Annotated in this window: 22 protein-coding genes and 1 pseudogene; 9 read left to right on the top strand and 14 right to left on the bottom strand. The window is 65.7% G+C overall.

Annotation, left to right across the window (positions count from 1 at the left end; all coding sequences use genetic code 11):
• The first annotated feature begins 28 nt into the window (after positions 1-28).
• The 5 genes from G6N38_RS02785 (at position 29) to G6N38_RS02765 (ending at position 4898) form a co-directional block, all read left to right on the top strand.
• Complete coding sequence (locus tag G6N38_RS02785) at positions 29-1243, top strand: CaiB/BaiF CoA transferase family protein (protein ID WP_163746148.1); 1215 nt, start codon at positions 29-31, stop codon at positions 1241-1243.
• Positions 1244-1275: 32 nt separating this feature from the next.
• A complete protein-coding gene (locus tag G6N38_RS02780) occupies positions 1276-2421 on the top strand; it encodes a thiolase family protein (protein ID WP_163746147.1) in 1146 nt (381 codons plus the stop codon).
• 10 nt (positions 2422-2431) lie between these two features.
• On the top strand, positions 2432-3580 hold the full coding sequence (locus tag G6N38_RS02775) for an acyl-CoA dehydrogenase family protein (protein WP_163746146.1): 1149 nt from the start codon (positions 2432-2434) through the stop codon (positions 3578-3580).
• Between the two features lie 206 nt (positions 3581-3786).
• Positions 3787-4395, top strand: a complete 609-nt coding sequence (locus G6N38_RS02770) for a TetR/AcrR family transcriptional regulator (RefSeq protein ID WP_163746145.1) — start codon at positions 3787-3789, stop codon at positions 4393-4395.
• The gene (locus G6N38_RS02765; RefSeq protein ID WP_163746144.1) at positions 4392-4898 is read left to right on the top strand and encodes a hypothetical protein; all 507 of its coding nucleotides are present in this window, start codon (positions 4392-4394) and stop codon (positions 4896-4898) included. The genes G6N38_RS02770 and G6N38_RS02765 overlap by 4 nt, the downstream gene beginning before the upstream one ends.
• Here the strand turns inward: G6N38_RS02765 and G6N38_RS02760 are convergent.
• The 9 genes and pseudogenes from G6N38_RS02760 to G6N38_RS02720 form a co-directional block, all read right to left on the bottom strand.
• A pseudogene (locus tag G6N38_RS02760) lies at positions 4891-5214 on the bottom strand (emopamil-binding protein); the annotation flags it as partial. The gene G6N38_RS02765 and the pseudogene G6N38_RS02760 sit on opposite strands and share 8 nt — an antisense overlap.
• Before the next feature lie 145 nt (positions 5215-5359).
• A complete protein-coding gene (locus tag G6N38_RS02755) occupies positions 5360-5551 on the bottom strand; it encodes a ferredoxin (RefSeq protein WP_163746143.1) in 192 nt (63 codons plus the stop codon).
• Positions 5548-6750 (bottom strand): cytochrome P450, encoded by a 1203-nt coding sequence (locus G6N38_RS02750; protein WP_163746142.1) that lies wholly within the window; start codon positions 6748-6750, stop codon positions 5548-5550. Before G6N38_RS02750 ends, G6N38_RS02755 begins: the two co-directional genes overlap by 4 nt.
• A 102-nt stretch (positions 6751-6852) precedes the next feature.
• Positions 6853-7662: an NAD(P)-dependent oxidoreductase gene (locus G6N38_RS02745; RefSeq protein WP_163746141.1), complete on the bottom strand. Its 810-nt coding sequence runs from the start codon at positions 7660-7662 to the stop codon at positions 6853-6855.
• The gene (locus G6N38_RS02740; protein ID WP_163746140.1) at positions 7659-8477 is read right to left on the bottom strand and encodes an NAD(P)-dependent oxidoreductase; all 819 of its coding nucleotides are present in this window, start codon (positions 8475-8477) and stop codon (positions 7659-7661) included. The genes G6N38_RS02745 and G6N38_RS02740 overlap by 4 nt, the downstream gene beginning before the upstream one ends.
• Complete coding sequence (locus G6N38_RS02735) at positions 8477-9349, bottom strand: alpha/beta fold hydrolase (RefSeq protein WP_163746139.1); 873 nt, start codon at positions 9347-9349, stop codon at positions 8477-8479. The genes G6N38_RS02740 and G6N38_RS02735 overlap by 1 nt, the downstream gene beginning before the upstream one ends.
• A gap of 33 nt (positions 9350-9382) precedes the next feature.
• A complete protein-coding gene (locus tag G6N38_RS02730) occupies positions 9383-11029 on the bottom strand; it encodes a thiolase C-terminal domain-containing protein (protein WP_163746138.1) in 1647 nt (548 codons plus the stop codon).
• A complete protein-coding gene (locus tag G6N38_RS02725; RefSeq protein ID WP_163751760.1) occupies positions 11026-11313 on the bottom strand; it encodes a ferredoxin in 288 nt (95 codons plus the stop codon). Before G6N38_RS02725 ends, G6N38_RS02730 begins: the two co-directional genes overlap by 4 nt.
• Positions 11314-11321: 8 nt before the next feature.
• The gene (locus G6N38_RS02720; protein ID WP_163746137.1) at positions 11322-12629 is read right to left on the bottom strand and encodes an NADH-ubiquinone oxidoreductase-F iron-sulfur binding region domain-containing protein; all 1308 of its coding nucleotides are present in this window, start codon (positions 12627-12629) and stop codon (positions 11322-11324) included.
• 53 nt (positions 12630-12682) lie between these two features.
• On the opposite strand from G6N38_RS02720, the gene G6N38_RS02715 reads away from it, so the two are divergent.
• Complete coding sequence (locus G6N38_RS02715; protein WP_163746136.1) at positions 12683-13165, top strand: hypothetical protein; 483 nt, start codon at positions 12683-12685, stop codon at positions 13163-13165.
• A gap of 14 nt (positions 13166-13179) precedes the next feature.
• Here G6N38_RS02715 and G6N38_RS02710 read toward each other — a convergent pair whose 3' ends face one another.
• The 4 genes from G6N38_RS02710 to G6N38_RS02695 are packed head-to-tail and all read right to left on the bottom strand — an operon-like array spanning position 13180 to position 16747.
• Positions 13180-14088 (bottom strand): alpha/beta fold hydrolase, encoded by a 909-nt coding sequence (locus G6N38_RS02710; protein ID WP_163746135.1) that lies wholly within the window; start codon positions 14086-14088, stop codon positions 13180-13182.
• Positions 14085-14477 carry a Rieske (2Fe-2S) protein gene (locus tag G6N38_RS02705; RefSeq protein ID WP_163746134.1) on the bottom strand — a complete coding sequence of 131 codons (393 nt, stop codon included), beginning with the start codon at positions 14475-14477 and terminating at the stop codon, positions 14085-14087. The genes G6N38_RS02710 and G6N38_RS02705 overlap by 4 nt, the downstream gene beginning before the upstream one ends.
• 6 nt (positions 14478-14483) lie before the next feature.
• A complete protein-coding gene (locus G6N38_RS02700; protein ID WP_163746133.1) occupies positions 14484-15629 on the bottom strand; it encodes an amidohydrolase family protein in 1146 nt (381 codons plus the stop codon).
• Positions 15630-15655: 26 nt separating this feature from the next.
• Positions 15656-16747 (bottom strand): amidohydrolase family protein, encoded by a 1092-nt coding sequence (locus G6N38_RS02695; protein ID WP_163746132.1) that lies wholly within the window; start codon positions 16745-16747, stop codon positions 15656-15658.
• A gap of 230 nt (positions 16748-16977) precedes the next feature.
• Between G6N38_RS02695 and G6N38_RS02690 the strand changes: the two genes are divergently transcribed.
• From G6N38_RS02690 to G6N38_RS02680, 3 genes are all read left to right on the top strand, one after another.
• A complete protein-coding gene (locus G6N38_RS02690; RefSeq protein ID WP_163746131.1) occupies positions 16978-17970 on the top strand; it encodes an acyl-CoA dehydrogenase family protein in 993 nt (330 codons plus the stop codon).
• Positions 17971-19149: an acyl-CoA dehydrogenase family protein gene (locus G6N38_RS02685; protein WP_163746130.1), complete on the top strand. Its 1179-nt coding sequence runs from the start codon at positions 17971-17973 to the stop codon at positions 19147-19149.
• Positions 19150-20180: 1031 nt separating this feature from the next.
• On the top strand, positions 20181-24047 hold the full coding sequence (locus tag G6N38_RS02680; protein ID WP_163746129.1) for a beta strand repeat-containing protein: 3867 nt from the start codon (positions 20181-20183) through the stop codon (positions 24045-24047).
• 73 nt (positions 24048-24120) lie between these two features.
• On the opposite strand, the gene G6N38_RS02675 is transcribed toward G6N38_RS02680, so the two are convergent.
• Positions 24121-25488 carry a cytochrome P450 gene (locus G6N38_RS02675; RefSeq protein ID WP_163746128.1) on the bottom strand — a complete coding sequence of 456 codons (1368 nt, stop codon included), beginning with the start codon at positions 25486-25488 and terminating at the stop codon, positions 24121-24123.

Here is a 25488-nt window from a genome sequence, read left to right as displayed (position 1 = left end):
GCCGCTCGGCCGTCCGTATGGTGATCTGATGACTTCTGCGCAACGACCGGCAGCCCCGCTGGCCGGTATCACCGTCGTGGCTCTGGAACAGGCGATAGCGGCGCCGATCTGTACGCGGGTGCTGGCCGATTTCGGGGCCCGCGTGATCAAGGTGGAGAATCCGGCGGGCGGGGACTTCGCCCGACACTACGACGACGTCGTCAATGGCCCGGGTGGCCTTGCGGCGCACTTTGTTTGGGCCAACCGCAACAAGGAATCCATCGCGCTGGACCTGAAGTCGCCCGAGGGCCTGGAGATCCTGCACCGGATGCTCGACCGCGCCGACGCGCTGGTGTCGAATCTGGCGCCCGGCTCCACCGCCAGGCTCGGCATCTCAGCCGAGCAACTGCGCGACCGCCAACCCGATGTGATCGCCGTCGAGATCGACGGATACGGCGCGGGCGGCCCGCTGTCGAACAAGCGTGCCTACGACCTCTTGGCGCAGTCCGAGTCCGGATCATGTGCAGTTACCGGCTATCCCGGTATGCCGGCCAAGCCCGGCCCGCCCATCGCCGACATCTCCACCGGGCTGTACTCGGCGCTGTCGATCATGGCGATGCTGATCTCCCGCGGCCAGCGGGAGCGCCGGGGTGCGGCGGTCACCGTGAGCCTGTTCGACACGATGATGGACTTGATGGGTTATCCGCTGACCTACGCTCAGCACTCCGGAATCGACCAGCAACCGTTGGGGATGAACTCCCCGGCGGTCGCGCCCTATGGCTCCTACGACACCGCCGACAACCAGACCGTTGTGTTGGGCACCACCAATGACCGAGAGTGGCAACGGCTGGCCCGTGACATCATCGAGCGGCCTGACCTGGCTGACGACCCGCGCTTCGCCACCAACTCCGATCGCGTCGCCAACCGCGATGTCCTCAACGAGGCCATCCAAACCTGGTGTGCTAAGTACGATCTCGCGCACATCCAGAAGACCGCTGACACCGCGGGCATCGGTAATGCCCGCTACAACCTGCCCAGTGAGGTGCTCGCACATCCCCAGCTGTCGGATCGCGACCGCTGGCGGACAGTGCAGACCACGGCCGGGCCGATCGAGGCCATCCTGCCGCCGCCGATCATCGCCGGTTATGAGCAGCCGATGGGCCCGGTGCCGGGCCTCGGTGAGCACACCGATGCGCTGCTGGCCGAGTTGGGCTTGTCCGGCGACGAGATCGCCCGCCTGCGGGAGCAGGGTGTTGTCGCGTGAGAAGTCCTGGAAACTAAGGAGCAGGAGCAGTAATGCGGGAAACGGTGATTGTCGAGGCGGTCCGCACTGCGGTCGGCAAGCGAAACGGCGGACTGTCCGGCGTGCACGCCGCCGACCTGTCGGGGTTGGTGCTGAACGCGCTCGCCGCGCGCACCGGACTCGACCCGTCAACGGTCGACGACGTGGTGTGGGGGTGTGTGTCCCAGGTCGGTGACCAGTCCAGCAACATCGGCCGGTTCTCCGTTCTGGCGGCCGGGTGGCCGGAATCCATTCCAGGGACCACGGTCAATCGCGCCTGCGGATCCAGCCAGCAGGCACTGGATTTCGCGGCGCAGGCGGTGATGTCCGGTCAGCAGGATGTGGTCGTCGCCGGTGGGGTGGAGGTGATGAGCCGCGTTCCGCTCGGCTCGGCACGCGCCACCGGCATGCCATATGGCCCCAAGGTGATTGAGCGCTACGACGATTTCTCATTCAACCAAGGCATTTCGGCGGAGATGATCGCCCAGAAGTGGGGCTTGGGCCGCGCCGATCTCGACGAGTTCTCGGCGCGCAGCCACGAACTCGCCGCCGCCGCACAGGATCGCGGTGCCTTCACCGAGCAGATCGTCGCGGTGGCCACCGAGGGCGGTGTGGTCGACGCCGACGAGGGCATCCGCCGGGGGACCACCGTCGAGAAACTGGCCGGCCTCAAGCCGGCATTCACCGAGGACGGCGTCATCCACGCCGGTAACTCGTCACAGATCTCCGACGGCGCGGCCGCGCTGCTGGTCACCACCGCCGAACATGCTGCCCGACAAGGTTGGACGCCACTGGCGCGCTACGTCGCCGGCGCGGTCGCCGGCGCTAATCCGGTGCTGATGCTCACCGGTCCCATCCCGGCGACGCAGAAGGTGCTGGGCAAAACCGGGCTGGGTATCGACGACATCGGGGTGTTCGAGGTCAACGAAGCGTTCGCGCCGGTGCCGCTGGCATGGGCGGCCGACACTAAAGCTGCGACCGAGCGGCTCAACCCGCTGGGCGGGGCCATCGCGCTGGGTCACCCGCTCGGCGGCTCGGGTGCGGTGCTCATGACGCGCATGCTCTACCACATGCGCGACAACGGAATTCGCTACGGGCTGCAGACGATGTGTGAAGGCGGCGGCACCGCCAACGCCACCATCGTCGAGCTGATCAATTGACGGGGGCCTGATGCGCCGCGATCTGTTCACCGAAGACCACGAAGCCTTCCGCGAACTCGCTCGAGACTTCATCGAGAAGGAGGTCGTACCCGCATATCCGCAGTGGGAGAAGGCGGGTCGGATGCCGCGTGAGACGTTCGCCAAGCTCGGCGAGACCGGGATCATGGGCATCACGTTGCCCGAGGAGTATGGCGGCGGGGGACAGGACGACTACCGCTACAGCGTGGTGCTGCAGGAGGAAGCGGCGCGCGCCCTGGTGACGCTGTCGACGGTGCGCACCCAGCTCGAGGTGATCCTGCCGTACTTCCTGCACTACGCGAATGACGAGCAGCGCACCCGGTGGTTTCCCGGGCTTGCCGCGGGCACGCTGCTGACCGCGGTCGCGATGACCGAGCCGGGGACCGGGTCGGACCTGGCCGGGGTGCGCACGACGGCCGTGCGAGACGGCGACGACTACATCGTCAACGGCGCCAAGACGTTCATCACCGGTGGCATGCAAGCGGATTTGGTGGTCGTGGTGGCTCGCACCTCCACCGACCCGGACAACCGTCGCGCCGGCCTGACACTGCTGGTTGTCGAGGACGGGATGGCGGGCTTCACCCGTGGGCGTGAGCTGGAGAAGATGGGCTGCAAGGTGCAAGACACCGCGGAGCTGTCGTTCGTCGACGTGCGTGTGCCTGCCGCCAACGTGCTGGGCGCCGAAGGTCAGGCCTTCAGCTATCTGGGGCACAACCTGGCGCAGGAGCGGCTCACCGTGGCGGTCGGATCGGTGGCACAGGCCCGGTCGGCGATCGCTGCCGCGATCGAATACACCCAGAGCCGCAAGATATTTGGTGCCTCGGTCTCCTCTTTTCAGAACACCAAGTTCGAGCTTGCTGCCTGCTCGACGGAGGTGGAGGCCGCCCAGGCGATGCTCGACCGGGCGGTGATGCTGCACGTCGAGGGCGATCTCAGTGGTGCCGACGCGGCGCGGGTCAAGCTCTTTTGCACTGAGATGCAGCAACGGGTGATCGACCGCTGCCTGCAGCTCTTCGGTGGGTACGGCTACATGATGGAGTATCCGATTGCCCGGCTCTACACCGATGCGCGGGTGGCCCGGATCTACGCCGGTACCAGCGAGGTGATGAAGGTGATCATCGCCAAGTCGCTGGGTTTGTAACCGGCGCGAATTGGCCTTTGTGCTCGGCCAGTCCTGCCGGCCCGCGAGGTCGACCTCACGGCTGCTTGTACGGACCCCGTCGCGGCCGTGACGTCGATCTCGGGCCGAGCGCGCGGCCTACTGGAATTTTTTTACTGAGACCCTTGTCACATCCGCCCAAACCAACCTACTGTGTGTTCACTAGGTTGGTCTGGGAAGGGAGCGCAGTGACGGAGACCCGCCCCTACGCGACCCTTCTCGCCAAGGGTGAGGACCGTAAACAGCGCATTCTCGATGTTGCGCAGCGGCTGCTGGCGCGAAACGGCTGGCGCAACACCACCCTGGCGCAGATTGCCAGTGAGGCCGGCGTCACTGCTGCCGGGCTGCTGCACCATTTCGAATCCAAGGAGCAGCTGCTGCACGCAGTGCTCGACGCCCGCGATGCCGACGACAGTGAGCACGCCGACTATCTGACCGGCGACCTCGTCGAGGGCATCGCCAATGCTGCCGACCGATTCGACCGGTCGCCCCAGCTGGTCGGGACTTTCGCGGTGCTGATGGTGGAGAACATCGCCCCCGACGCCCCGCTGCACGACCGCCTGGTGGACCGCTACCGGCAGGCGGTGGAGATCATCGCGGAGCGCATCCGCAGCGGCCAGGCGCAGGGTCGCTATCGAACAGACGTGAACGCGGCCCGCAAGGCCGTGGAAATCCTGGCATTTGTGAACGGAATGGAGACCTCATGGCTACTCGACCCGTCGATACCGCTGACGCAAGTGTTCAGGGAATACTCCAGGTCGCTGGCGACTCAGCTGAAACCGAACGCCGGATCATGAGATACCGGCTCGACATCGTCGCGCCCAGCGTCGCCGAGGCGGTGCAGCATGCCGGCGGCTGGATCTTCGACCGGGTGATGGCCGGGTGGGACGTCAACGTCTTGCTCGCCGAGCCCGGTGACACCCGGCCCCTGTCGATCCTGGGGGCCCAGACCGTCGACTTCGAATCCGTGCTCGCGGCCGGCGACGATCAGCCGCACCCGCAGGCGCTGGCGGTCGCCGCCGATCTCGTCGACACCGACGCCCGGGTCCGCGAAGGTGTGCTGCGGGCTCTGGACTACGGCATGACCGAGGTGGCGCTGTGGGGTGAGGCGCGGCCCGTCGAACTCGACCGCAATGTGGATTCGGTCGAACACCGGCTGAGTTCGGCGGCACGTGTGTTCAAGGCGCAGGCACTGGCGGCGGCGGCGATCAGTGATATCGCGGTGGCGCCGACTGAGACCTTCCGAAGCGGCGCGATGAGCTGTCCGCCGATCGGCGCCGACCTGATCCCCGCTAGCTGAGATCGCCCGCCCCGGCTCGGGCGGCCTTGCGGGTGAGGTAGTCGATCTGCACATGGATCGAGTAGAGAACCACCGGCGGGAGCACGATGAACGGCACGTTCTCGCCAATGAACTTGAACCACAAGCCGAACGCGCCCTGGCCGATGTCGGAGAAGCCGGCGCCCACCTCCGCCAGGAAATACACGGCGGTACTACTCATCAGGATGGCCACACCGGCGAAGGCCATCCACAGACAACGAATCCGGGATTCCAGCGCGAGGCCGGGCCGGATCAGTCGTGTCCAGGTGACGAACACGCTCAGCCCGGTGACGACCCCCGATCGTCATCATGACGAACATGAACGCGGTGAACAGCGCGGTGCCGAGGTAGATCCGCTTGCGATGAGACGCCCACGGCTGAGCGAAGTTGGGTTCGTGGTCGAGCAGTGTCGTCATCTGGATGGGCCCGCCGTCCGCAGAGCGCTATTCCTTGATGGAGATGGCCTGTCGGGGACACTGGCGCACCGCATCTCGGATCTGCGCCTCGTTCTCCGGGGTCACGTCGTCGTTGTGGACGTGCAGGCAATCCTGGTCGTCGACCTCGAACACCTCCGGAATGATCCCCATGCAGATCGCGTTGGCCTCGCACAGGCCGAAATCCACTTCGATCTTCATCGCAGCACCTTAACCGGGACGTGCGAGTAACCCGCGACATTCTGCATCTGGACTCGCCGCAAACCGTCCCATCGCACTTCGTAGCGGGGCATGAAGTCGAGCAGTTTCTCCAGTGCGATAGCACTTTCCATGCGAGCCAGGGCAGCGCCCAGGCAGCTGTGGATGCCATAGCCGAGGCCCAGATTCTGCGCCTCGGTGCGGTCGCGGTCGATATCGAAGACGTCGGCGTCGGTGAAAGCGGCCGAGTCCCGGTTGGCCGAGGCCATCAACAGGAACACCGGCTTACCGGCCGGAATCTTCCCGCTCGGCACCTCGGTGTCGCGCAGCGTGAAGCGCACGTTGTACTGCACCGGGCCTTCGTAGCGCAGCAGTTCCTCCACCGCGGCGGGGACCTTGTCCCGGTCTGCCAGCAGCTTCTCCCACTGGTCGGGGAAGCGAGCGAAAGTGACCGCCGCGGTCCCCATCAGCTTGGTCACGGTCTCAGCGCCCGCCCCGCCGAGAAGCGTTGCAAAGCCACAGATTTCGATGTCGTCGAGCCGGCGCAGATTGCCGTCGTCGTCGGGGATCTCGGCCGCGATCAGGCGGCTGATCATGTCGTCCTGCGGGTCGGCGCGGCGTTCCTGCACTAGGCCGTAGTAGTAGATCCCGGTGTCGATGTTGGCCTGCATGCCGGCCTCGCTGTAACCGATCTGCCCAGGTTCACGGCTCAGGCTCGTGTCGATCCAGTGCCGAACCTGCTGGCGGTATTCCTCGGGCACCCCGGCCATTCGGGTGATGACCTCGACCGGGAACGGCCCGGAGAAATCCTGCACGACGTCGAATGCGTCGGGATTGGCCGCAGCGAGGTACTTATCGGCGAGTTCGTTGACGACTTCCTTTTGCGACTGCACCGCGCGCGGTGTGAACGCCTTGTTCAGCAAGCTGCGCATGTGCCGGTGCTCGGGCGGGTCCATGAAGATGATCGATTTCTGTGGCAGCTCGTCGCTCTTGACCATGGCCAGATCGCAGCCCCGCGACGACGAGAAACTGTCGTGGTCCTTCAAGGCCGCCGACACGTCCTCGTGGTGCGAGATGGCGTAGAAGTCCTCGTTGGCGTCGTAGTACAGCGGTGCCTCGTCCCGCATCCGACGGTAGATGTCGAACGGGTTGTTGAAGTACTCCTGCGAGAACGGATCGAAGACGAGTTCGGCCTGGGTCATTGCGTTCTCCTCCGAGGCGAGGGCTGGTTCAAAAGCGTTACGGAAGGCTGGATGATTGTAACGCTAACAGTGGGGCATACGGGAGAGCGGAAAATGGCCGAATCACCTAGTCTTCTGGCCGGAAAGTCCGGCGTCGACCACCTCATCGAGCAGGCCGAGGTCACTGCCCAAATCGGCCACCGTGGCGCGGACGACGGCGATGTCTTTGCCGATGAATTCGCCGACGGCGCCGATGAATCCGGCGGCCGAGCCGACACGGGCAATCGAGTCCAGGGCCCGGCTGGTGCCGCTGCCGTGGGGAAGGGCGCTCAGCAGGGTGGCCTCGTCGACGCCGAGCCGGCCGGCCAGTCGCACCGCCTCGGCCACGATCCCGATCTGCGCGGCGAACAGCGTGTTGTTGATCAGCTTGACGCGCTGGCCGAAACCGAGCGGTCCGACGTGCAGCACCGGATCGCCGTAGCTGGACAGCAGCGGGAGCGCCTGCTGCACCGCCTGGTCGTCGCCGCCGATGTACAACGTCACTGTCCCGGCAGTGATGTCGTGGGGTCCGCCGCTGACCGGTGCATCGATCACGCCGACGCCGCGCGCGCCGGCCCGATCGGCGATGGCCTCGGCGGTGCGCGGGCTGCCGGTCGTGTGTAAGACCAGCACCGAGCCTGAGGGCATCGCACCCAGCAGGTCATCGGTCAGGCACACCTGCCGTACCTGCTCGTCGGTGAACACGCAGACCACCACGGCGTCGGCCTCGCGGGCCAGCTCCGCCAGGCCATCGGTCGGCGTAGCCCCCAAATCCTTTGCGGCGGAGAGCTGTTCGGGCGTGCGGCCCAGCACCCTGACGTCGTGGCCGGCGCCGACCAGGCGGCGCACCATGGGTGCGCCCATCCGGCCTGTGCCGACGAAGCCGACTTTCACCGGGGGTTGTCCATCAACCTCAACGCTGCGTCGGCCGCATCGAGCACCGCACCGGGCTGGGCGCCGGCCTTCTCGGCGATACCGGCGATGAGGCTGACGTCCTTGTGTAGCAGCCCCGCTGCGACCTGCTTGAGGATGTCGAGGCTGCCGCCGAAGCGGGCCACGCTGCCCAGCGCGAAACTGTTCGCCGAGCCCCGGGTGATCACCTCGGAGAGGTTCTCCGGTGCCACGCCCAGTGCCGCGCCGAGGTCGAGTGCGGTCTTGGCGGTGGCGATGTTCGCTGTGAACAGCAGGTTGTTCAGCAGTTTGGTCACCTGTCCGGCGCCGACGCCACCGAGGTGGACGATCGGGTCGGCGTAGGTGGCGAACACCGGCCGGACCTTCTCGACGGTGTCCTCGTCACCACCGATCATCACCAGAAGCTTGCCTTCCTGGGTTGCCGGGCCGCCGCCGCTGACCGGTGCGTCCACGACGGCCACACCTTGGGCGGCGGCCGTCTCGGCCAGCTGCCGGCAGGTGTCGGGGTGCACCGTGGCATGCACCGCGATGATGCCGCCGGGCTGCAGTCCCGACAGCACCCCGCCCTCGCCGGTGGCGACCTCGAGAACGTCGGCGTCACCGACCACGCACAGGCAGACCAGGTCGCTGTTCGCGGCCAGTTCCGCCGGGGTGGCCGCCACCGTCGCCGCGGTATCGGCGAACGGTTCCAGCGACGCTGCCCGCCTGGCCCACAGCGTGGTCGGGTAACCACCCTCGACGATCCGGCGCGCCATGGGCGCGCCCTGGCTGCCCAGCCCGATGAATCCGACACGCATTAGCCAGCCTCCTGGTTCGCATCAGCGGTGATGCAGTGGTTCACAAACGAAAAAACGCTCGAATGGTAGTGCGCTGCTGCGACACCCAGGCTCAGGTTGTGTCCTGCGCCATCCTGATGGTGGAGCTCGACGTGCGGCGATTGGACGAACAACGCGGCGATATCGGCCAGCGCCTCGGGGGTGGAGTCCCACACCCGCTCGTGCTCGGCGGCGGTGAACCGGACCGGCGCGACGACGTGGGCGGCCAGTGCCGGGAAGTCGCGGCCGGCCCAGTTGGCCGACACCCCGGCTTCCTGTGGTGGTGCGCCCGCGGATCCGACGGCGTTGACGACGTCGGCGGGGTAGAGCTCCTCGGGCGCCCAGATCAGCTCGCGGATGCCCGCGGGCCGGTGGGTGGGCGTGGCCTGCTTGAGAATGGCTGCGGCAGCGGGGTATTGGCGCAGACCGGTGCCGGCCAGTTCGAGACCCGGTAGGTCACGTCCGCGCTCGTCGACAGCCATCCGCAGCGCAAGTTCGCAGCCGTTGGAATGGGCGAGGATGAACAGGCCCGCGCCGCGGTCACGTGTGCCGAGCATCGCGTCGGCGGCCGCGTAGGCCAGTTCGACCCGGCGCTGCGGCTCCCACATCTGGTCGGAGTACGGGGCCGACGCGCCGTAGCCCGGCCGGTCCAGGGCCACGGCCGTGAAACCTGCCGCGGCAGCGCTGCGCAACAGCGACAGGTCGGGGTGCCCCGGGCAGTCGAAGTAGGCCGCCGAGGACGCCCCGCCGTGCAGCGCGACGATGACCGCCCGGGGGGCGGGGGCTTGCGCGAACAGGCCCGACATCGGGATCCCGTCGACCGGCACCACCCGACGGGTGGGCACCTGGCTCATGCGCGATCCGCCTTCGGCTTCTCGCTCGCCGCGCTAGTCATCGACCCGCATCAGCAGCACGCCGCTCGGCGTCAGCCCGCCGCTACTGACCACTGCGACTTTGGCATTGGCGACCTGCCTGTCAGCGGCCTCGCCGCGCAGCTGGCTGACGGCCTCGTGGATCAGGCCCATACCGTGGGTGCGGCCGTGCGAGAGCTGGCCGCCGTGGGTGTTCAGCGGCAGCACCCCGTCCCGCGCGATGTTGGTGCCGCCGTCCAGGAAGTCCTTGGCTTCGCCGATACCGCAGAACCCGAGCGCCTCGATCCAGGACAGGCAGTTGAACGAGAATCCGTCGTAGAGCTCGGCGAGATCGACATCACTGGGGCGCAACGATGTTCGGGTCCACATGTGCGCCGCCTGGCCGAGCACCTGCGGCTCGTGCGTCAGTGTGGACTGATCCCAATCGGTGCGTTCGATGATCTGCGTGCCCACCGCCTCGAATAACACCGGCGGCTTGGGCATGTCATGCGCGGTCTCCACCGCCGAGACGATCACCGCCACCGCGCCGTCGCAGGGCACGTCACAGTCGTAGAGCCCGAACGGTGTCGTGATCGGTCGCGCCGACAGGTAGTCGTCCATGGTCATCGGGTCGCGGTAGATGGCGGTGGGGTTCAGCGCGGCATTGGCGCGCTGGTTGAGCGCGATCCAGCCCAGCGTCTCGCGGGTGGTTCCATACCGCGCGAAGTGGCGTTGGGCGTTGAGCGCCAATGTGTGCGCGGCCGACGTGGCACCGAAGGGAATCTGCCAGCTGGTGGTGCGCAGGCCGCCGGGGGGAGCCATCTTGCCCTGCTTGAGCAGTTCCTGGAACGTCGACTCCCACAGGGTGCGGAAGCACAGCACGTGCCGGGCCATCCCGGTGGCGATCGCCATCATGGCAGCGATGATCGACCCCCCCGGGCCGAAGGTTTCCATCCCGCCGTTGAACCAGGCGGGACGCAGTCCCAGTGCACCTTCCAGTGCGGTCACTCCACCTTCGCCCATGCCGGCGATGTCGAGGCCCGGGTAGGTGGACAGTCCGTCGATATCGGCGAACGTCAATCCCGCGTCGGCCACCGCGGCCTCGCAGGCCTCGACTGTCAGCGCCAGCGGGTTGGCCATCAGCCGGCGTCCCAGCCGCGATGCGCCGATACCCGTTATCGCCGAACGTTCCTCGAACTTGGTCGTGGTCAGCGGCGGCCGGACATGTTTGGCGAAGTCCTGCGGGGGGATCTCGTCGGCCGGTGTCTCGGCAATCTGCTTCGGTGTAACCGGACGGAATAGCGGGAGATAGACGTCGTCGTTCTGTTCGAAGACGACCTCGACGAGCTGGCCCAGTTCCAGGTCATCGGGATCGGCGTCGACGATGTTGGTGGTCAACCGGACGCGCGGGTCCTCGGTGATCGCGACCTGCGCCACTACGTAGGGTGCCGGCAATCCGGGAATGCTGAAACGCTGGTTGACGGTGAAGGCTGACAGCACCGCCCGCCCACTGACCGGGCGCGCCTTGAGAACGTGGCTGCCGCAGTACCGGCACACCGGCTGGGGCGGGTGGATCAGCGCTGTGCAGCCCTGACATTCCTGGATGCGCAGTGTGCCGTCGGCGCCGGAGGTCCAGAAGAACTCGTTCTCTCCCACGACCTGTGGCAGGGGAACGCGGCTCACTGGGCGTAGCCCCAGCGCGCCTCGAAGACCGGCGTCTCATCGGCCGCCGGCGTATCCGGGCTTGGTCGTGCCTCGCCGTCGAATTCGTCGCCGCTGATCTCCACGATCGCGTGCACCGGGCAGTCGAACAGCGCCCGCAAGACATCGTCGCGGTCGGCCCCCTCGACGGTGCCGTCGCCGATCAGGGATGCATAACCCCAGTCGTCGAGTGAGAAGTGCTTCGGCGCGTGCTTGGCGCAGATGCCGAAGCCGTCGCAGATCGTCCGGTCCAGCCGGATTCGCATCGCCCTGCTCATCGCTGGGTCACCGCCTCCACTTCGTAGGGCCGCTGGGCGCTGAACGCGGCCGAGTGGCAGGGATCGCACGCGCCGGCCAGATGCTGTTCGACCATCTGGGGGAAATGTTTGAGCAGGCTGGCCGCGACGTTGGCCGCCCCGTCAAGGGTGGCGCAGGCACCACGGCCGCGAAGCACGACTGACCAACGCTGCAGGCGGGCAACGTCTTCGGCGGTCGCTAGCCCGTCGCGCAGTGCACCCGCCGCCGCGGCCATCGCCGCCGTGCCGTTGAAGCACGACCCGCACTGCCCGGCGTTCTCGCGGTCGAAGTAGGCCAGTACCGACGCTGCCACCGCCACCGGGCAGTCGTCGGTCAGGATCGCGATCGCACCGCAACCAAGGCCGCTGCCCAGCTGACGGAAGGTCTCGTGGTCGAGGGTGGTGCCCAGCACATCGCGGTTGAGCAGCCCGGCAAAGTAGCCGCCCATCAGGGCGCCCTGGACCGATTCCGGTGAAACACCGTGAAGCGCAAGTAGGTCGGTGAACGACATGCCGTGCGGGACTTCGTACAGGGCGGGTGGCAGTCCCGCGCCGGTGATCGTCACCAGGAAGGTGCCCGGGGACGCGGCCGTGCCGGCTGACCGGAAGGCCGCCGCGCCGTGGCGCTGCAGATACGGCAGGTTCGCCAGGGTTTCGACGTTGCTGACCAGGGTGGGATGCCCGGAGATACCGTGCTGGAACGGTCGTGGCGGCTTGTCGGTCGGTTTGGCCGGCCCGCCGTTGATGGCCCGCACCGCCGCGGTTTCCTCGCCGGCCACGTAACCGGGTTCCACGGTCACGATCGAAATATCCAGGCCACCAACCGTATCGAAGCCGACTTCGTTGAGTGCGATATCGATGGTGCGCGTCGCATCCGGATCGGACACATAGACATAGGCCCGCGTCGCACCGACCAGCCGCGCGGCCAGTCGCACGCCATCGAGCACTAGGTGCGGGCGGTGGCGGAGCAGCCAGCGGTCCTTGACCGAAGCAGGCTCGCCTTCCTCACCGTTGGCCAGCACCACCGTCTCGTGGCCCCTGGTGTGCGCGGCGCGCACGGTCCGCAGTTTGACCGCCAGCGGGAACGCGGCACCGCCGCGGCCCAGCAGGCCGGAGTTCTCCACCTCGGCGAGCAGCGATTCGGCGTTCGCCAGGAGCTCGTAGCCGCCGGCGGACGCGTAGGCGCTCATGTTCTCCACCGTCTCAGGCAGCCGGAGCAATCGGGATGAGCAGCCGGGTGCGGTGGCGACGGTCAAGGCCGTGCCCGCGGGTGCGGTCGTGTTCATCGGTCACCTCTTCTGGTTCGGGCGCTCGGCACGCGGTCGCTACGCTGAGGCGCATGAGAACGGCTGTGGTTCGTGTCGATGTCGACCCGTCTGGTGAGCTGACGCCGGCCCAGCTCACCGAGGGCGTCGCGGCGCTGCGCACTCTTGCCGAACAGGACGGCGTGACGGTGGTCGACAACAGTCTGGCCGCGATGCCGCGTGGTCGGCGTGTTGCCGAACTGTTGATCAGCAGTACCGACGCCAACGATCCAGACGGATTCACCCGCGGTGCGATCACCTTGTGTACCAAGGCCTTCGGCACGGAGCCGGTCTCCGGTGTGGTGACCTATGTCAGTCGTGGCACCGACGAGGACGTTCACGGGGTGCTGGCCGGTTTCGGCTTGCGCGGTGAGATCGAGCGAACCGCCGGCGGTGACGGCTACGACATCATCGTCGTGACGTTGCGCAAAGATGACATGGCTCGGATCCCGGAGAGTCGGGTGCACACCGCGCTGGAAGCCTCGACCAACTGCGAGATTCACATCCGCATGGTCTGATCCGAACCGGTTGCTCATCGGCCGAGGAAGTCAAGAATGGCCGGGGCCGCCTGCACCCAGGTGTCGAACATGTTGAACCGCTTGACCTTCCCAGAAGCTCGGTCCTCGCCGGCACGCTCCCAGGCGTCCTCCGGCCACGGCGGGTCGATCAGCGTCGAGCCCTTGATGAGGCAGTTCACCTCCAGCGAGGTGCGTTTGGGGTGATCCCAGTCGTTCTCGCCGCCACGAATGATGAGGGTGGGCACCTTGATGTCTGCGAAGAGCTCGTCGTCGACACCGGGGATCGCCTGGCCGGGTTTGGGGACGAACGCGTTGAGCCAGCGCAGCATGACCCGGAGGAACTCGTCGGCGTCCAGCGCCAGGATCCGGTCCCTGTTGACGGCGTTCTCGGCGATGCGTTCTTTCCACTCATCAACGTGTAGAAGTCCTTTGATGCCCAGGCCGCGGACTGCCAGGATGCTCGGAACCAGGTAGTACGAGCCAAGAACGAAGCTGCCGTATACGCCGCCAACGATGTTCCAGGTCACCAGCTTCGTGACGATCTCGGGGTGCAGGATCGTCGTCAGGATGGAATCCCTGGCACCACCGGAGCCGCCGGCAATGACGCACGGGCCGATACCGAGGCCGGTGATCAGCCCGTGCAATGTCTCGGCGCGCATGTGTGATTCGCTCTTGCCGTAGAACTGCAGGTCGGATTTTCCGCAGTTGGGGCGGTCCCACAGCAGGACCCGGTAACCACCCTTGACCAGTTCTTCGGCCAGCGGGCGCAAGCCTTCGATGTCCTTGCTGTATCGGCCGCCTGGGGTCAGGGCGATGTAATCGCCGGTTTCACCCAGGATTTCGTACACGACGTTGCCGCCGTTGATCTCGAAAACCTGCTCGCCGTCGCGCAGTTGCGGACCGGCCGTCACCGGCGTGCTCATGCCGTCACGAGAACGTCGTCGCCCACCACGCGTACCGGGTAGGTGCGGATGCTCCATTCGGGCTTGACCGCCGTGGTGCCTGTTGCCAACTCGAACCCCCATTGGTGCCACGGACAGTAGATGAATTCCATATCGCGCACCATCACGGCGTCGCCGGGGACGTTTTCGTCGACGATGTTGCGGCCACGCGGGCGCCCCGAACACAGCGGGCCACCCTCGTGCGGGCAGTAGTTCGCGATGGCGTAGAACGTGCCGTTGACGTTGTATACGCCGACGCCGTGCCGGCCGATCGGGACCAGTTTGTGTGTGCCCGGCGGGATTTCGTCGATGGTGGCGACCACGTGCTCCCGACCCTGCGCCAGGCGGGGCTGCTTTTGTGCTTCTGTCATTATTGTTCAGAACACCCGCGTCTGGCCCTCGAGGGCGGGCACGGTCTCCGGCAGCTTGTAGGTCTCGATGCCGTTGCGGAACATCACCGCTTCCCTGGCGTGCTCGGGCAGGTGTTTGATCAGCCAGCGTGGGTCGTCGTACGTCCAGTGCGGGTAGTCGGAGGAGAAGAGCAGGATCTTCTCGCATTCCATCCATTCGAAGGCCCGTAGCAGTTCGGTTTTGTCTTCGGGGTAGTCCAGGGGCTGGGTGGTGAATTTGATGTGTTCTTTGACGTACTCGGACGGTTTGCGCGTGATGTCCAGCCAGGACTTGCGCGCGGAGTAGATGGCGTCCATGCGCCACATCAGCGGCAGGATCCAGCTGAAGGCGTGCTCGACGAACACGATGCGCAGGGTGGGGTAGCGGTCGAAGACTCCGTCGAAGATCAGGCTCATCACCTGGTTGGCGGCCAGTAGCGAGTAGCTGACCATGAAATCGTGGTTGTAGCTCGGGAAGCCGACCGGTGGGATCGGCAGAGTCTCGAAGAAACCGCGGGATAGGTGGCAGCTGACGGGCATGTCGTGCTTGGTGGCGGCTTCCCAGAGGGGGTTGTACTGCGGGTCACCCCACGACGGGCGGGGTTCGGCCTTGATCAGGATCTGCGACATGTACGGGTGCTCGGCCCATTTCTCGATTTCGCGGGCGCCGCCGAGGGGGTCTTCGGTGGCCACCAGGATCGAGCCGCGCCAGCGTTCGTGCCAGTTGGTCTTGTTGTCCAGCCAGTGCTCGGCCTGCCAGCTGTTGTGCGCGTAGGACAATGCCGCGGTCGCTTCCGGTAGCCGGCAGGGGGCGTGCGCGGGTTCGAGGATGCAGACGTCGGCGCCGGCCTCCATGACGGCCTGCCGAAGTGCAAGTTCTGGATCGCTGCAGGCGAACTCGCCGTCGTCGGGGAAGGTGTCGACCCGCATCGCGTATGCGTGCGCGTAATCGGGGGCGTCGTAGTAGATCGTCTCGCCGACACGGTGATTCCTGAAGTACTTGCTACGCAACGGCTCCGGGATGTACTCCTGCAGCACGCCGCGGCGGGGGACCGGATGTACATCGGAGTCGACGCAACGGATCGCAATGCGCTCGGCAGGAGCGACCCGTTCCTGGATGTGGGTCAGAGTCATAGTTTCTCCTCAGCTCGCTGTGCGACTCAGTGTGTTCTGATGACGGCCGGAATATCTATGCCGTAGAGCTGCGCGGCATTGCGCCAGCAGACCTTTTCGCGCTGCTCGGCAGTCCACGCCGTGGGCAAGTCGAGGACGTCGGCGCAATGCCAGTGCGGATAGCTCGAGCCGAACATCAGCATGTCCTCCTTGCCGGTGAACGACAGCCATTCGTCGGCGAAGTCGGCGTCCCCCGGCCCATCGAGGCTGTTGTGGATGAAGTGGACGTGGCCGGGCAGGTAGTCGCTGGGCATCTTGGGAGCCCACGGTGTCTGCTCCAGATGCGGGCGTCCGAAGCAGTCCATCCGCCACATGAACGGCGTCACCATGTCCGCGGCGCCATCTGCCCAGACGAATTTCAGCTCCGGCAGCCGTTCGAAAACGCCCTCGGCGATCAAGTTCAGCAGGTGGTAGATGTAGTTGAGCGACATGAAGCTCAGGTACTGCTCGAAGGTCCTGGTGTGTCCGGACGGGGTCGGCGGAAACGCGATGCCCTCGCCGGTCTCGATGTGGGCGGCCACCGGCAGACCGGCCTCGACGGCCGCTTCCCACAGCTCCCAGAACTGCGGCTTGCCGTACAGCTCGCGGGACTGCAGCGGGATGCCGATCTGCACCACGCCGGGGTGGTCCTTGTACTTGTCGATTTCGCGCAGCGCGCCGCGGATGTCGTCGGGGTTGACCCGGATGGTGCCGCGGAATCGCTCGCCGAATTCGGGGTGATCCAGCCAGCATGAGATCAGCATCTCGTTGTGGGCGGCCAGGATCGCGGTGCCCAAGTGACGGTCGGGCATGATGCCCCGGCCCATCGGGTGCAGGACGGCGACGTCGACGCCGCGATCGGCGAACAGGTGCTGGGCGACGATGGCCGGGTCGGAGCCGGGGTACTGGCCGTCCGGCCCGCGAGCCTCGCTGAGGTATTCGCCGCCGGGGGCGCCGTACCAGTCCATCTCGTAATCGGGGAAGCCGCGACTCTTGAATGGCTCCCGCATCACGCCGCGCAACTCGGGGGTCGACCCGAAGAAGATGTGCACGCTCGCGTCGATCACGGGCGTCGTCGTCCCGTCGCGGTGCTCTATCACCAAACCCACCTTCCGGGGTGTCTGCCTCAGTGTAAATCGTAGTTCTTCACGGGCAAGAATAATGTTCTCGTGATTGAGAGTAGAACGTCATTACCACTTTGCCTCACCCGTCCGTAGGCAGCAAGCAAATCAGCCGCTAGAGTGCGATACCGTCTAGGGAGAACCGATGACGCGCGAATGGAGAATCATATTTCCATTCGGGTTGGTCCGGTCCGGGCAGGAGGCGGCGGGTGCTACTGGAATTCGATGCTGATCAGCGGTTGTGGCAGGACACTGTCCGCGATGCGGTGGCCAAGCAGTGCCCCGCTTCGTTGATTCGCGGAATCGCCGAGGATGGCGTCGACCCGGGCCCCCTGTGGGACTCCCACGCGGAGGCTGGCTGGACCGAGTTGGCCGACCCTGAGAACGCCGTCGAGCTGGCGATCGTGCTCGAAGAGTTCGGCCGCGCGACCGATCCGACCCCGTTCCTGGCCACTCTCACGCAGTTCGCGCCGTTGGCCGGGGACCGCTACGACCCGAAGCAGCCGGGCGCCGCGGTGTTCGGCGGGGTCACCGCGCATCGAGATGCCGACGGGTGGGTGCTGTCTGGGACCGCCCGATACGTCCTAGACGCCGACCGAGCGCAGAAGCTGGCCGTGCTGACCGACGGCGGGGTTTTCATTGTCGAGGCCGCTGCCGCGACTATCACCCGCATCCCGGTATTCGATCCGGTGCTACACATCGCTGACGTGACCTTTCCCGGCGTGCTCGTCTCCGACGACGATCGCGTGCACTCCGCGCCCGAGCAGGCCCGTCATATCGCGCTGACCGGACTGGCGATCACGACTGTCGGAGCGTGCCAGCGTGTTCTCGACCTGGCTCTGCAACATGTGCGCGACCGTCACCAGTTCGGGGTTCCGATCGGCTCCTTCCAGGCCGTGCAACACAAGGCGGTCGACATGCACGTCGCGATCGAAAGGGCCCGTGCGCTCGCGTACTTCGCCGCCTTGGCCATTAGTGCCGACGACCCGCGCAGACGGTTGGCCGCTTCGATGGCGAAGGCCGCGGCCGGCGATTGCCAGTCGGTGGTGTTCCGACACGGCCTGCAACTCTTCGGGGCCATGGGCTTCACATGGGAGAACGATGTCCAATTCGCGCTCAAGCGCGCCAAGTCCGGAGAGCTGATGCTGGGCGGTGCTGCCGAGCACCGTGCCCTCATCGCCGAGGAGTACAGGGAACTCTAGATGCAGCTTTCATTCGATCCCGAGGTCGAGTCCTTCCGCGACGAGTTCAGCGCGTTCCTGGACGCCAATCTGCCCACCGAGGCGCAGACCCTCGAGCGGCCACGGTCGGTGTCGCACATGCCGGCCTGGGCGCGGCGCTGGCAACGGCTGCTGTTCGACAACGGTTGGCTGTTGCCCGCCCAGCCGCCCGAGTTCGGTGGCCGCAACGCCTCGATCCTGCAGCAGTTCGTGCATCTTGAGGAACTGTGCAAGCGGCGGATCTATCACAGCTTCAATCCGCAGGGTGTCAATATCATTGCGGCGTCGCTGATCTCGGCCGGATCCGATGAGCAGAAGCACCGCTGGGCGGTGCCGGTCCTCAAGGGTGAGAAGACCGCGTCGCTGGGCATGAGCGAGCCGAGCGCAGGATCGGATCTGGCCTCACTGCGAACCCGCGCGGTACGCGACGGCGACGATTTCGTGGTCAACGGCCAGAAGGTGTGGACATCTGGTGCGCACGATGCCGACTTCCTGTTGACGTTCGTTCGTACCGATCCGGATGCGCCCAAGCACAAGGGCATCAGCGTGCTGATCATCCCGACCGACCTCCCCGGGGTGGTCTGCCGGCCGTTCGCGTCGATCTGCGGGATCGACGACAAGGATTTCAACGAGGTGTTCTTCACCGACGTGCGGGTGCCGGCTGAAAATCTGGTCGGCCCGCTCAACGGCGGTTGGGGCGTGGCCAACGGATCGTTGGGCCACGAACGCACGATGATGTGGCTGGGATTCGCCGACCGCATCGCCAATATGATCGGCGACTTCGAGCCGAAGACGCCGCTGGAAAAAGACCAGTACGCGTCGATGATCATGGACTACCAGGCATTGCGCCTGATGGGTTCCTCAGGACTGGCGAAGGCCGCGCGTGGTGAATCCGACGTGGCGTCGGTCTCCGTGGTCAAGCTGTTCGGATCCGAAGCCGAGCTTCGGGCATCCGAATATGCGCTTGCGGCAGCAGGTTCCGATGGGCTTGTGCATCCGTGCAGCACGGGACCATATGCCCACATGAATCTGGACCACTACTTCGCCAGCTGGTTCGAGCGTCATGCGCGAAGCTTTTCGGGCACGATCGCCGGGGGAACCTCGGAGATTCAGCGCAACATCATCGCCCAGCAGGTGCTGGGCCTGCCCCGCGGTAAATAGGGCGGGAAGTTCGGGCTCGTCTGCTCGTCGTGGCCGCACCTCATGGGCGACGGTGTGCTGGTCGCGTCGGTACTCTGCGCCGAGGTTAATTGTGGCGCGGCGTTCGGTATAACCCCGACCTGTCCGTGCGCCGGAGCACTGGTGCACCACCCAGCCACCGGTCGTCATCCAATGTTTGCTGGACGGGTTCAGGGGCCGATGATCGAACTCTCAGGATTTTCTAGGTTAACCCATGCCAGAGATTCGGCCTGTTGGCACGCAGTTAACTCATGGATCAATCAAAGCGCTCATTCAGAAAAATTGACAGCGAATACCAACTATGTGGCGCGCAGGTAAATTCAATGGTCGCTCGCTTGGCTGGCGACGCTGTGCGCTCAAGGCTGGTCTGACCCGTCTTGGCCTGGCCGGGCTGAACTCACTGACCACTTTGTTCCCAGCCGCGCCGCGGTTCAAACCGTGATCTTCCAAACTGGCGTGCCATGGGCCTGGGCCTGTGGATTGAGGGTGGTCCGATGGTGCCGGACCACAAGCCGGGGAGGCGCTCTCGCGCCACAGCGGGCGTGTCGCCCGCTGTGAATCTCTGTGAATATTTCCTGAACTGGTCCTCGCTGCACGTTGGACGTGGCGAACGAGCGCTTGGGCGGCCACGGAACCCGGATCACTTGCTGTGTGACCGTCGGGCGCATCGGATTGGTAGGCCAACGCTGGGCGAGGCCGGGCGCAGCTGCCGACCACGTTCGTACCAGGAGTCACTGGGTTTGACGACGTCCAGCAGCGGAACGGGCCGGCCCCAGGAGGATCTTGATCCCTCTGGGGCTCGGAGCCGGCAGCAGACGTTCCATTCTTTGCTGTCGATAAATATGCAAGTGCGTTAAATAAGCGTAGCTAATTACCGTTCAGCTAATGCTGCTGTATTCGTTAACTCGGACGACACAGCAACCATGGAAATCTCAGAACAACTGCTTGGCTACTTAGGTTCTTCTCAGGTAAGTTCGCCGATGTCGGGGGCACAGCCATTTGAAGGGATAGTCATGGACGTTGCTGTTCGGTCATATCTGACCGCGGGGGTGGCAGTATTTGGCGCGAGCGCGATTGCGCTGGCGCCCATTCAGGTGACACCACCTAACCTGCACTTCGCCCAAGACCGGGCGCTGTCGGCTCTGGCCGACGTGTCGCTGTCCACGCTGACAGAGGTGATCCAGGCGATCAACGAGGGCTGGAACGGAGTGCGCGGCGGGCTCAATGCCCTCAACGGCGCTGCCGATACCGTGATCACTCAGCTGGGCGACGCGCTGCAAGCCGCCCTGATCGCCGGAATCGGTTCGGGTAACACCGCGGTGCAGTCGGTCGTCGACGGTCTGCTCAACAGCGCAAGCGCCCTTGCCCACGCCGTCAACAATGCGTTGGCTGCCTTCCCGGAGCCGCAGATCTTCATCAACGCCCTCGTGCAGGCGTTCGGCAATGTCAACATCAACCTCGGGCTGGCCCTGCAGGCTGCGCTCAACGTCAGTATCCAGGGTGCGGCGGATTTGGCCAACGCTCTCCTCGCCGGCGGTGCCACGCTGGCCGCGGCGTTCAATGCTGCGGTGGCCGCATTCCCGAGCCCGGCAGACTTCGTTGGGGCGCTTACCAGTGCGCTTGCAGCGGTTAACCCGACTCTGGGCATCCTTGCCAACGCGTTCACGACGTTCACGGGTCAGTTGAATGCGACGCTCCAGGCGGGAATTGCGGCCGGGCTCACCGGCTTTCAGGCGTTGCTCAATGCGCTCGGTAATCCGGCTAGTGCCTTGTTCGCGGCGTTCCAGGCGGCGTTGGCGGCGTTCCCGAATCCAGCGGTGTTCATCAATGCGTTGGTGCAGGCGTTCGGCAATATCGATGTCAACCTCGGGCTGGCCTTGCAGGCAGTGCTCAACGTGGCGATCGACGGACCGCAGGCGTTCCTGAACGCCCTGATCTCCGGTGGGGCGAAACTGGCCGCGGCGTTCAACGCCGCACTGGCCAACTTCCCGAGCCCGGCGGCGTTCGTCGCGGCACTGACCGGTGCACTCGCGGCGATCAACCCGACCCTCGGCGTGTTGGCGAACGCGTTCACCACGTTCACCGGCCAACTGGCTGTGACCCTCCAGGCGGGAATTGCGGCCGGGCTCACCGGTTTCCAGGCGTTGCTCAATGCGCTCGGTAATCCGGCTAGTGCCTTGTTCGCGGCGTTCCAGGCGGCGTTGGCGGCGTTCCCGAACCCGGCGGTGTTCATCAATGCGTTGGTGCAGGCGTTCGGCAATATCGATGTCAACCTCGGGCTGGCCTTGCAGGCAGTGCTCAACGTGGCGATCGACGGACCGCAGGCGTTCCTGAACGCCCTGATCTCCGGTGGGGCGAAACTGGCCGCGGCGTTCAACGCCGCACTGGCCAACTTCCCGTCCCCACAGGCCTTCGTCGACGCGTTCGTCGGTGCGTTGGCGGCGTTCAACCCGACCCTCGGCGTGTTGGCGAACGCGTTCACGACGTTCACGGGTCAGTTGAATGCGACGCTCCAGGCGGGAATTGCGGCCGGGCTCACCGGTTTCCAGGCGCTGCTCAACGCATTGGGCAACCCTGCTAGTGCTCTGGCGGCGGCGTTCCAGGCGGCGTTGGCGGCGTTCCCGAACCCGGCGGCGTTCATCAATGCGTTGGTGCAGGCGTTCGGCAATATCGATGTCAACCTCGGGCTGGCCTTGCAGGCAGTGCTCAACGTGGCGATCGACGGACCGCAGGCGTTCCTGAACGCCCTGATCTCCGGTGGGGCGAAACTGGCCGCGGCGTTCAACGCCGCACTGGCCAACTTCCCGAGCCCGGCGGCGTTCGTCGCGGCACTGACCGGTGCACTCGCGGCGATCAACCCGACCCTCGGCGTGCTGGCCAATGCGCTGACGACGTTCACGGGTCAGTTGAATGCGACGCTCCAGGCGGGAATTGCGGCCGGGCTCACCGGTTTCCAGGCGCTGCTCAATGCGCTCGGTAATCCGGCTAGTGCCTTGTTCGCGGCGTTCCAGGCGGCGTTGGCGGCGTTCCCGAACCCGGCGGCGTTCATCAATGCGTTGGTGCAGGCGTTCGGCAATATCGATGTCAACCTCGGGCTGGCCTTGCAGGCAGTGCTCAACGTGGCGATCGACGGACCACAGGCGTTCCTGAACGCCCTGATCTCCGGTGGGGCGACACTGGCCGCGGCGTTCAACGCCGCACTGGCCAACTTCCCGAGCCCGGCGGCGTTCGTCGCGGCACTGACCGGTGCACTCGCGGCGATCAACCCGACCCTCGGCGTGTTGGCGAACGCGTTCACGACGTTCACGGGTCAGTTGAATGCGACGCTCCAGGCGGGAATTGCGGCCGGGCTCACCGGTTTCCAGGCGCTGCTCAATGCGCTGGGCAACCCTGCTAGTGCTCTGGCGGCGGCGTTCCAGGCGGCGTTGGCGGCGTTCCCGAACCCGGCGGCGTTCATCAATGCGTTGGTGCAGGCGTTCGGCAATATCGATGTCAACCTCGGGCTGGCCTTGCAGGCAGTGCTCAACGTGGCGATCGACGGACCACAGGCGTTCCTGAACGCCCTGATCTCCGGTGGGGCGAAACTGGCCGCGGCGTTCAACGCCGCACTGGCCAACTTCCCGAGCCCACAGGCCTTCGTGGCGGCATTCGCCAACGCGTTGGGGGCGATCAACCCAACGCTGGGCATCCTGGCGAACGCGTTCACCACGTTCACCGGCCAACTGGCCGACACGATCCAGGCTGGCATCGCGGCTGGGTCGACGGCTTTCCAGGCGCTGCTCAACGCACTCGGCAATCCGGCAAGCGCGCTGGCGGCGGCGTTCCAGGCGGCGCTGGCGGCCTTCCCGAACCCGGCGGCGTTCATCAACGCGTTCGTCGACGCTCTCGGTAACATCAATGTCAACCTCGGGCTTGCGTTGCAGGCCGCGCTCAACCTGAACCTCGATGGGGCACAGGCGATCATCGACGCGCTGGCGAACGGCGGTGCGACACTCGCCGCGGCGTTCAACGCGGCCGTGGCAGCGTTCCCGAACCCGGCGGTGTTCGTGGATGCGCTCTCCGGAGCAGTCGGCGGTGGCCTTCAGACGGCACTTGCGGCCGGACAGGAACTGTTCAACAACGGTGCTGCGGTGCTCCAGGCGGGTCTCAATGCCGGTGTGGCAGCCGGCAATGCGTTGATCGGCGCTCTCAACAACGGGCTGATCGTCGGTGGTGCAGCACTGGATACGGCAATCAAGGCCGCACTTGCTGCATTCCCGTCGCCAGAGGCCGTCGTCAACGCGCTGGCGTCGGCAGGGGCGCATATCAGCGCTCAGCTGACCGCATTCGCGAAGGCGTTGAACGCGAGCATCTCAGCGGCGATCAACATCAACATCGGTGGTATCCACATCGGTGGTGGCATTAATGCCGGCGGCGGAGCAGCGGCGACAACGCTGGCCGCGGCCGGTGCCGCAGCGGCCGCCACGGCAGCGGGCGTCAACGACACGGTAACGAGCATCGCCGGCAATGCGCCGACGGTCTCGCTGAAGGTTCCCGCACCGACGGCCGCCAAGAAGGCCGCCGATTCGTCGGCGGCTACGACTCCGAGCACGACGGCGTCGACCCCGTCGCTGCCGAAGTTGTCGCTGCCCGCACCGCCGAAGTTGTCGTTGCCTGCACCGCCGAAGTTGTCGTTGCCTGCACCACCGAAGGTGTCGTTGCCGTCGCTTCCCAAGGCGCCGGCGAAGGATTCCTCGAATGCCGAGTCGGGCAGCTCGGCGAAGAGCGATAGCTCGGCCAAGGGTTCCACCTCGGCGAAGAGCGATAGCTCGGCCAAGGGTTCCACCTCGGCGAAGAAGTCCGGTGCGTCCGGCGGCAGCGCTAAGAAGGGTGCTGCCTAACCTCACAACGAGTCGTGGCCCCTCCAAAAGGAGGGGCCACGAGTCGTTTTCAGACGGTTCGGCGCAGAACAGGTCAGCGCCAGTCGATGACGGCTGCTTCTTTGTGCTCAGTGATGGGTCGCGCGAGTCCCTGCTCTACACAAGCCTTCTGGAGCAGCTCCAGGGTCTCGTCGAGCCCGGGTCCAAGACGCGGCCCCGGTGTGAAGTCGGCAGGCAAGTGCTTCATGCCTTGAATGACGCCGATGGTCTCGTAGTGCACGGTGCCTTCGGGATCGCACACGTAATCAGGCATGCGGTCGAGCACGGCGGTCAACATTGCCTTGAACACCGTGCGCGCGACATTCGACCCGACACAGCGATGAACGCCGATTCCGAAGCTGAAGTGCCGGTTGCCCTTCCGGTCGAGGATGACCTCGTTGGGCTTCTCGAACACCGAAGGGTCGCGGTTGGCCATCGCCCAGGACAACCAGAGCCGCTCACCCTCCTTGAACTGATGCCCCTCGACGTCCACGTCGCCGGAGAAGGTGCGTCCGTCGCCGGGTGCGGGAGTGTAGAACCGCAGGAATTCTTCGGTAGCCGGATCAAGGAGCTTGTCCCGCTCACGGCTGAGTCGCTCGCGCTCAAGGGGATTCGCGCTCAGCCATTCCAGTGAATGGGCAGTCAGCGCGGTGGTGGTGTCGAAGCCGCCGCCGATGATCAACCCGAGATTGCCCAGGATTTCCAGATCGGGGGCGGGCTCACCGTCGATACGCAGCTGCAGCAACGCGTTCACCAGGCCAGGCCGCGGATTCTCTCTGATCTCCATCATGGTGGTGACCATGTCGAGGCCCATCTGCCGGTTCATCTCCGCGACGCGGGGGGCGTCCGGGGAGTGTTCCGGGGTGGACACGGACAGGTGCGCGGGTTCGCTGTAGACCGGCCACTTCTTCAGCTCGATGCCCATCATGGCCAGCGTGAGGACCGCAGGCACGATGTTGGCGAGGTCGTCGACGAAGTCGATATGCCCCGACTCGATCTTCTCGTCGAGAGACGCGCGGACGATCTCGTCGACAAACGGTGCCCAGCGCTTGACCGCGGCGGGGGACAGGTACGGGTTCAGCGCTCCGCGGTAGTCGCTGTGCTCAGGCTCGTCCATCTCCAAGATGCCGCCGCGAACCACGGTCGCCCGCTGGGCCTTTGGGATCGTGATGCCCTTGTAGGGGGTCTCGCCGGTGAGGTCGTGATGGTTGGATACCGCCGGACACCGCGCCAGCTCGAATACCTCTTTGCTGCCGGCGGCTACCCAATGGCCGTCGTAGACGTCAGTCCAGGCCATCGGGCACCGAGACTGCATTTCTTCGGTGATCTTCTCGAATTGCTGCCGATACTCCGGCGTATGCCGATCGAAGTGATAGGTCGGCTGCTTCCGCTCGGTGTCGCCGGTGGCGTCATCGATGCTCAA

It is taken from the genome of Mycolicibacterium helvum (genome assembly GCF_010731895.1).
Classification (GTDB): Bacteria; Actinomycetota; Actinomycetes; order Mycobacteriales; family Mycobacteriaceae; genus Mycobacterium; species Mycobacterium helvum.
Note: the sequence above shows the minus strand (reverse complement) of the source record. Positions and strands in the feature narration are given on the sequence as shown.

Bases quoted from the DNA above. Each gene is read 5' to 3' on its own strand.
- G6N38_RS02785 (WP_163746148.1), top strand. From the start codon at position 29: ATGACTTCTGCGCAACGACCGGCAGCCCCGCTGGCCGGTATCACCGTC.
- G6N38_RS02780 (WP_163746147.1), top strand. From the start codon at position 1,276: ATGCGGGAAACGGTGATTGTCGAGGCGGTCCGCACTGCGGTCGGCAAG.
- G6N38_RS02775 (WP_163746146.1), top strand. From the start codon at position 2,432: ATGCGCCGCGATCTGTTCACCGAAGACCACGAAGCCTTCCGCGAACTC.
- G6N38_RS02765 (WP_163746144.1), top strand. From the start codon at position 4,392: ATGAGATACCGGCTCGACATCGTCGCGCCCAGCGTCGCCGAGGCGGTG.
- G6N38_RS02755 (WP_163746143.1), bottom strand. From the start codon at position 5,551: ATGAAGATCGAAGTGGATTTCGGCCTGTGCGAGGCCAACGCGATCTGC.
- G6N38_RS02750 (WP_163746142.1), bottom strand. From the start codon at position 6,750: ATGACCCAGGCCGAACTCGTCTTCGATCCGTTCTCGCAGGAGTACTTC.
- G6N38_RS02740 (WP_163746140.1), bottom strand. From the start codon at position 8,477: ATGCGTGTCGGATTCATCGGGCTGGGCAGCCAGGGCGCGCCCATGGCG.
- G6N38_RS02735 (WP_163746139.1), bottom strand. From the start codon at position 9,349: ATGAGCCAGGTGCCCACCCGTCGGGTGGTGCCGGTCGACGGGATCCCG.
- G6N38_RS02725 (WP_163751760.1), bottom strand. From the start codon at position 11,313: ATGCGAATCCGGCTGGACCGGACGATCTGCGACGGCTTCGGCATCTGC.
- G6N38_RS02720 (WP_163746137.1), bottom strand. From the start codon at position 12,629: ATGAACACGACCGCACCCGCGGGCACGGCCTTGACCGTCGCCACCGCA.
- G6N38_RS02715 (WP_163746136.1), top strand. From the start codon at position 12,683: ATGAGAACGGCTGTGGTTCGTGTCGATGTCGACCCGTCTGGTGAGCTG.
- G6N38_RS02710 (WP_163746135.1), bottom strand. From the start codon at position 14,088: ATGAGCACGCCGGTGACGGCCGGTCCGCAACTGCGCGACGGCGAGCAG.
- G6N38_RS02705 (WP_163746134.1), bottom strand. From the start codon at position 14,477: ATGACAGAAGCACAAAAGCAGCCCCGCCTGGCGCAGGGTCGGGAGCAC.
- G6N38_RS02700 (WP_163746133.1), bottom strand. From the start codon at position 15,629: ATGACTCTGACCCACATCCAGGAACGGGTCGCTCCTGCCGAGCGCATT.
- G6N38_RS02685 (WP_163746130.1), top strand. From the start codon at position 17,971: ATGCAGCTTTCATTCGATCCCGAGGTCGAGTCCTTCCGCGACGAGTTC.
- G6N38_RS02680 (WP_163746129.1), top strand. From the start codon at position 20,181: ATGGACGTTGCTGTTCGGTCATATCTGACCGCGGGGGTGGCAGTATTT.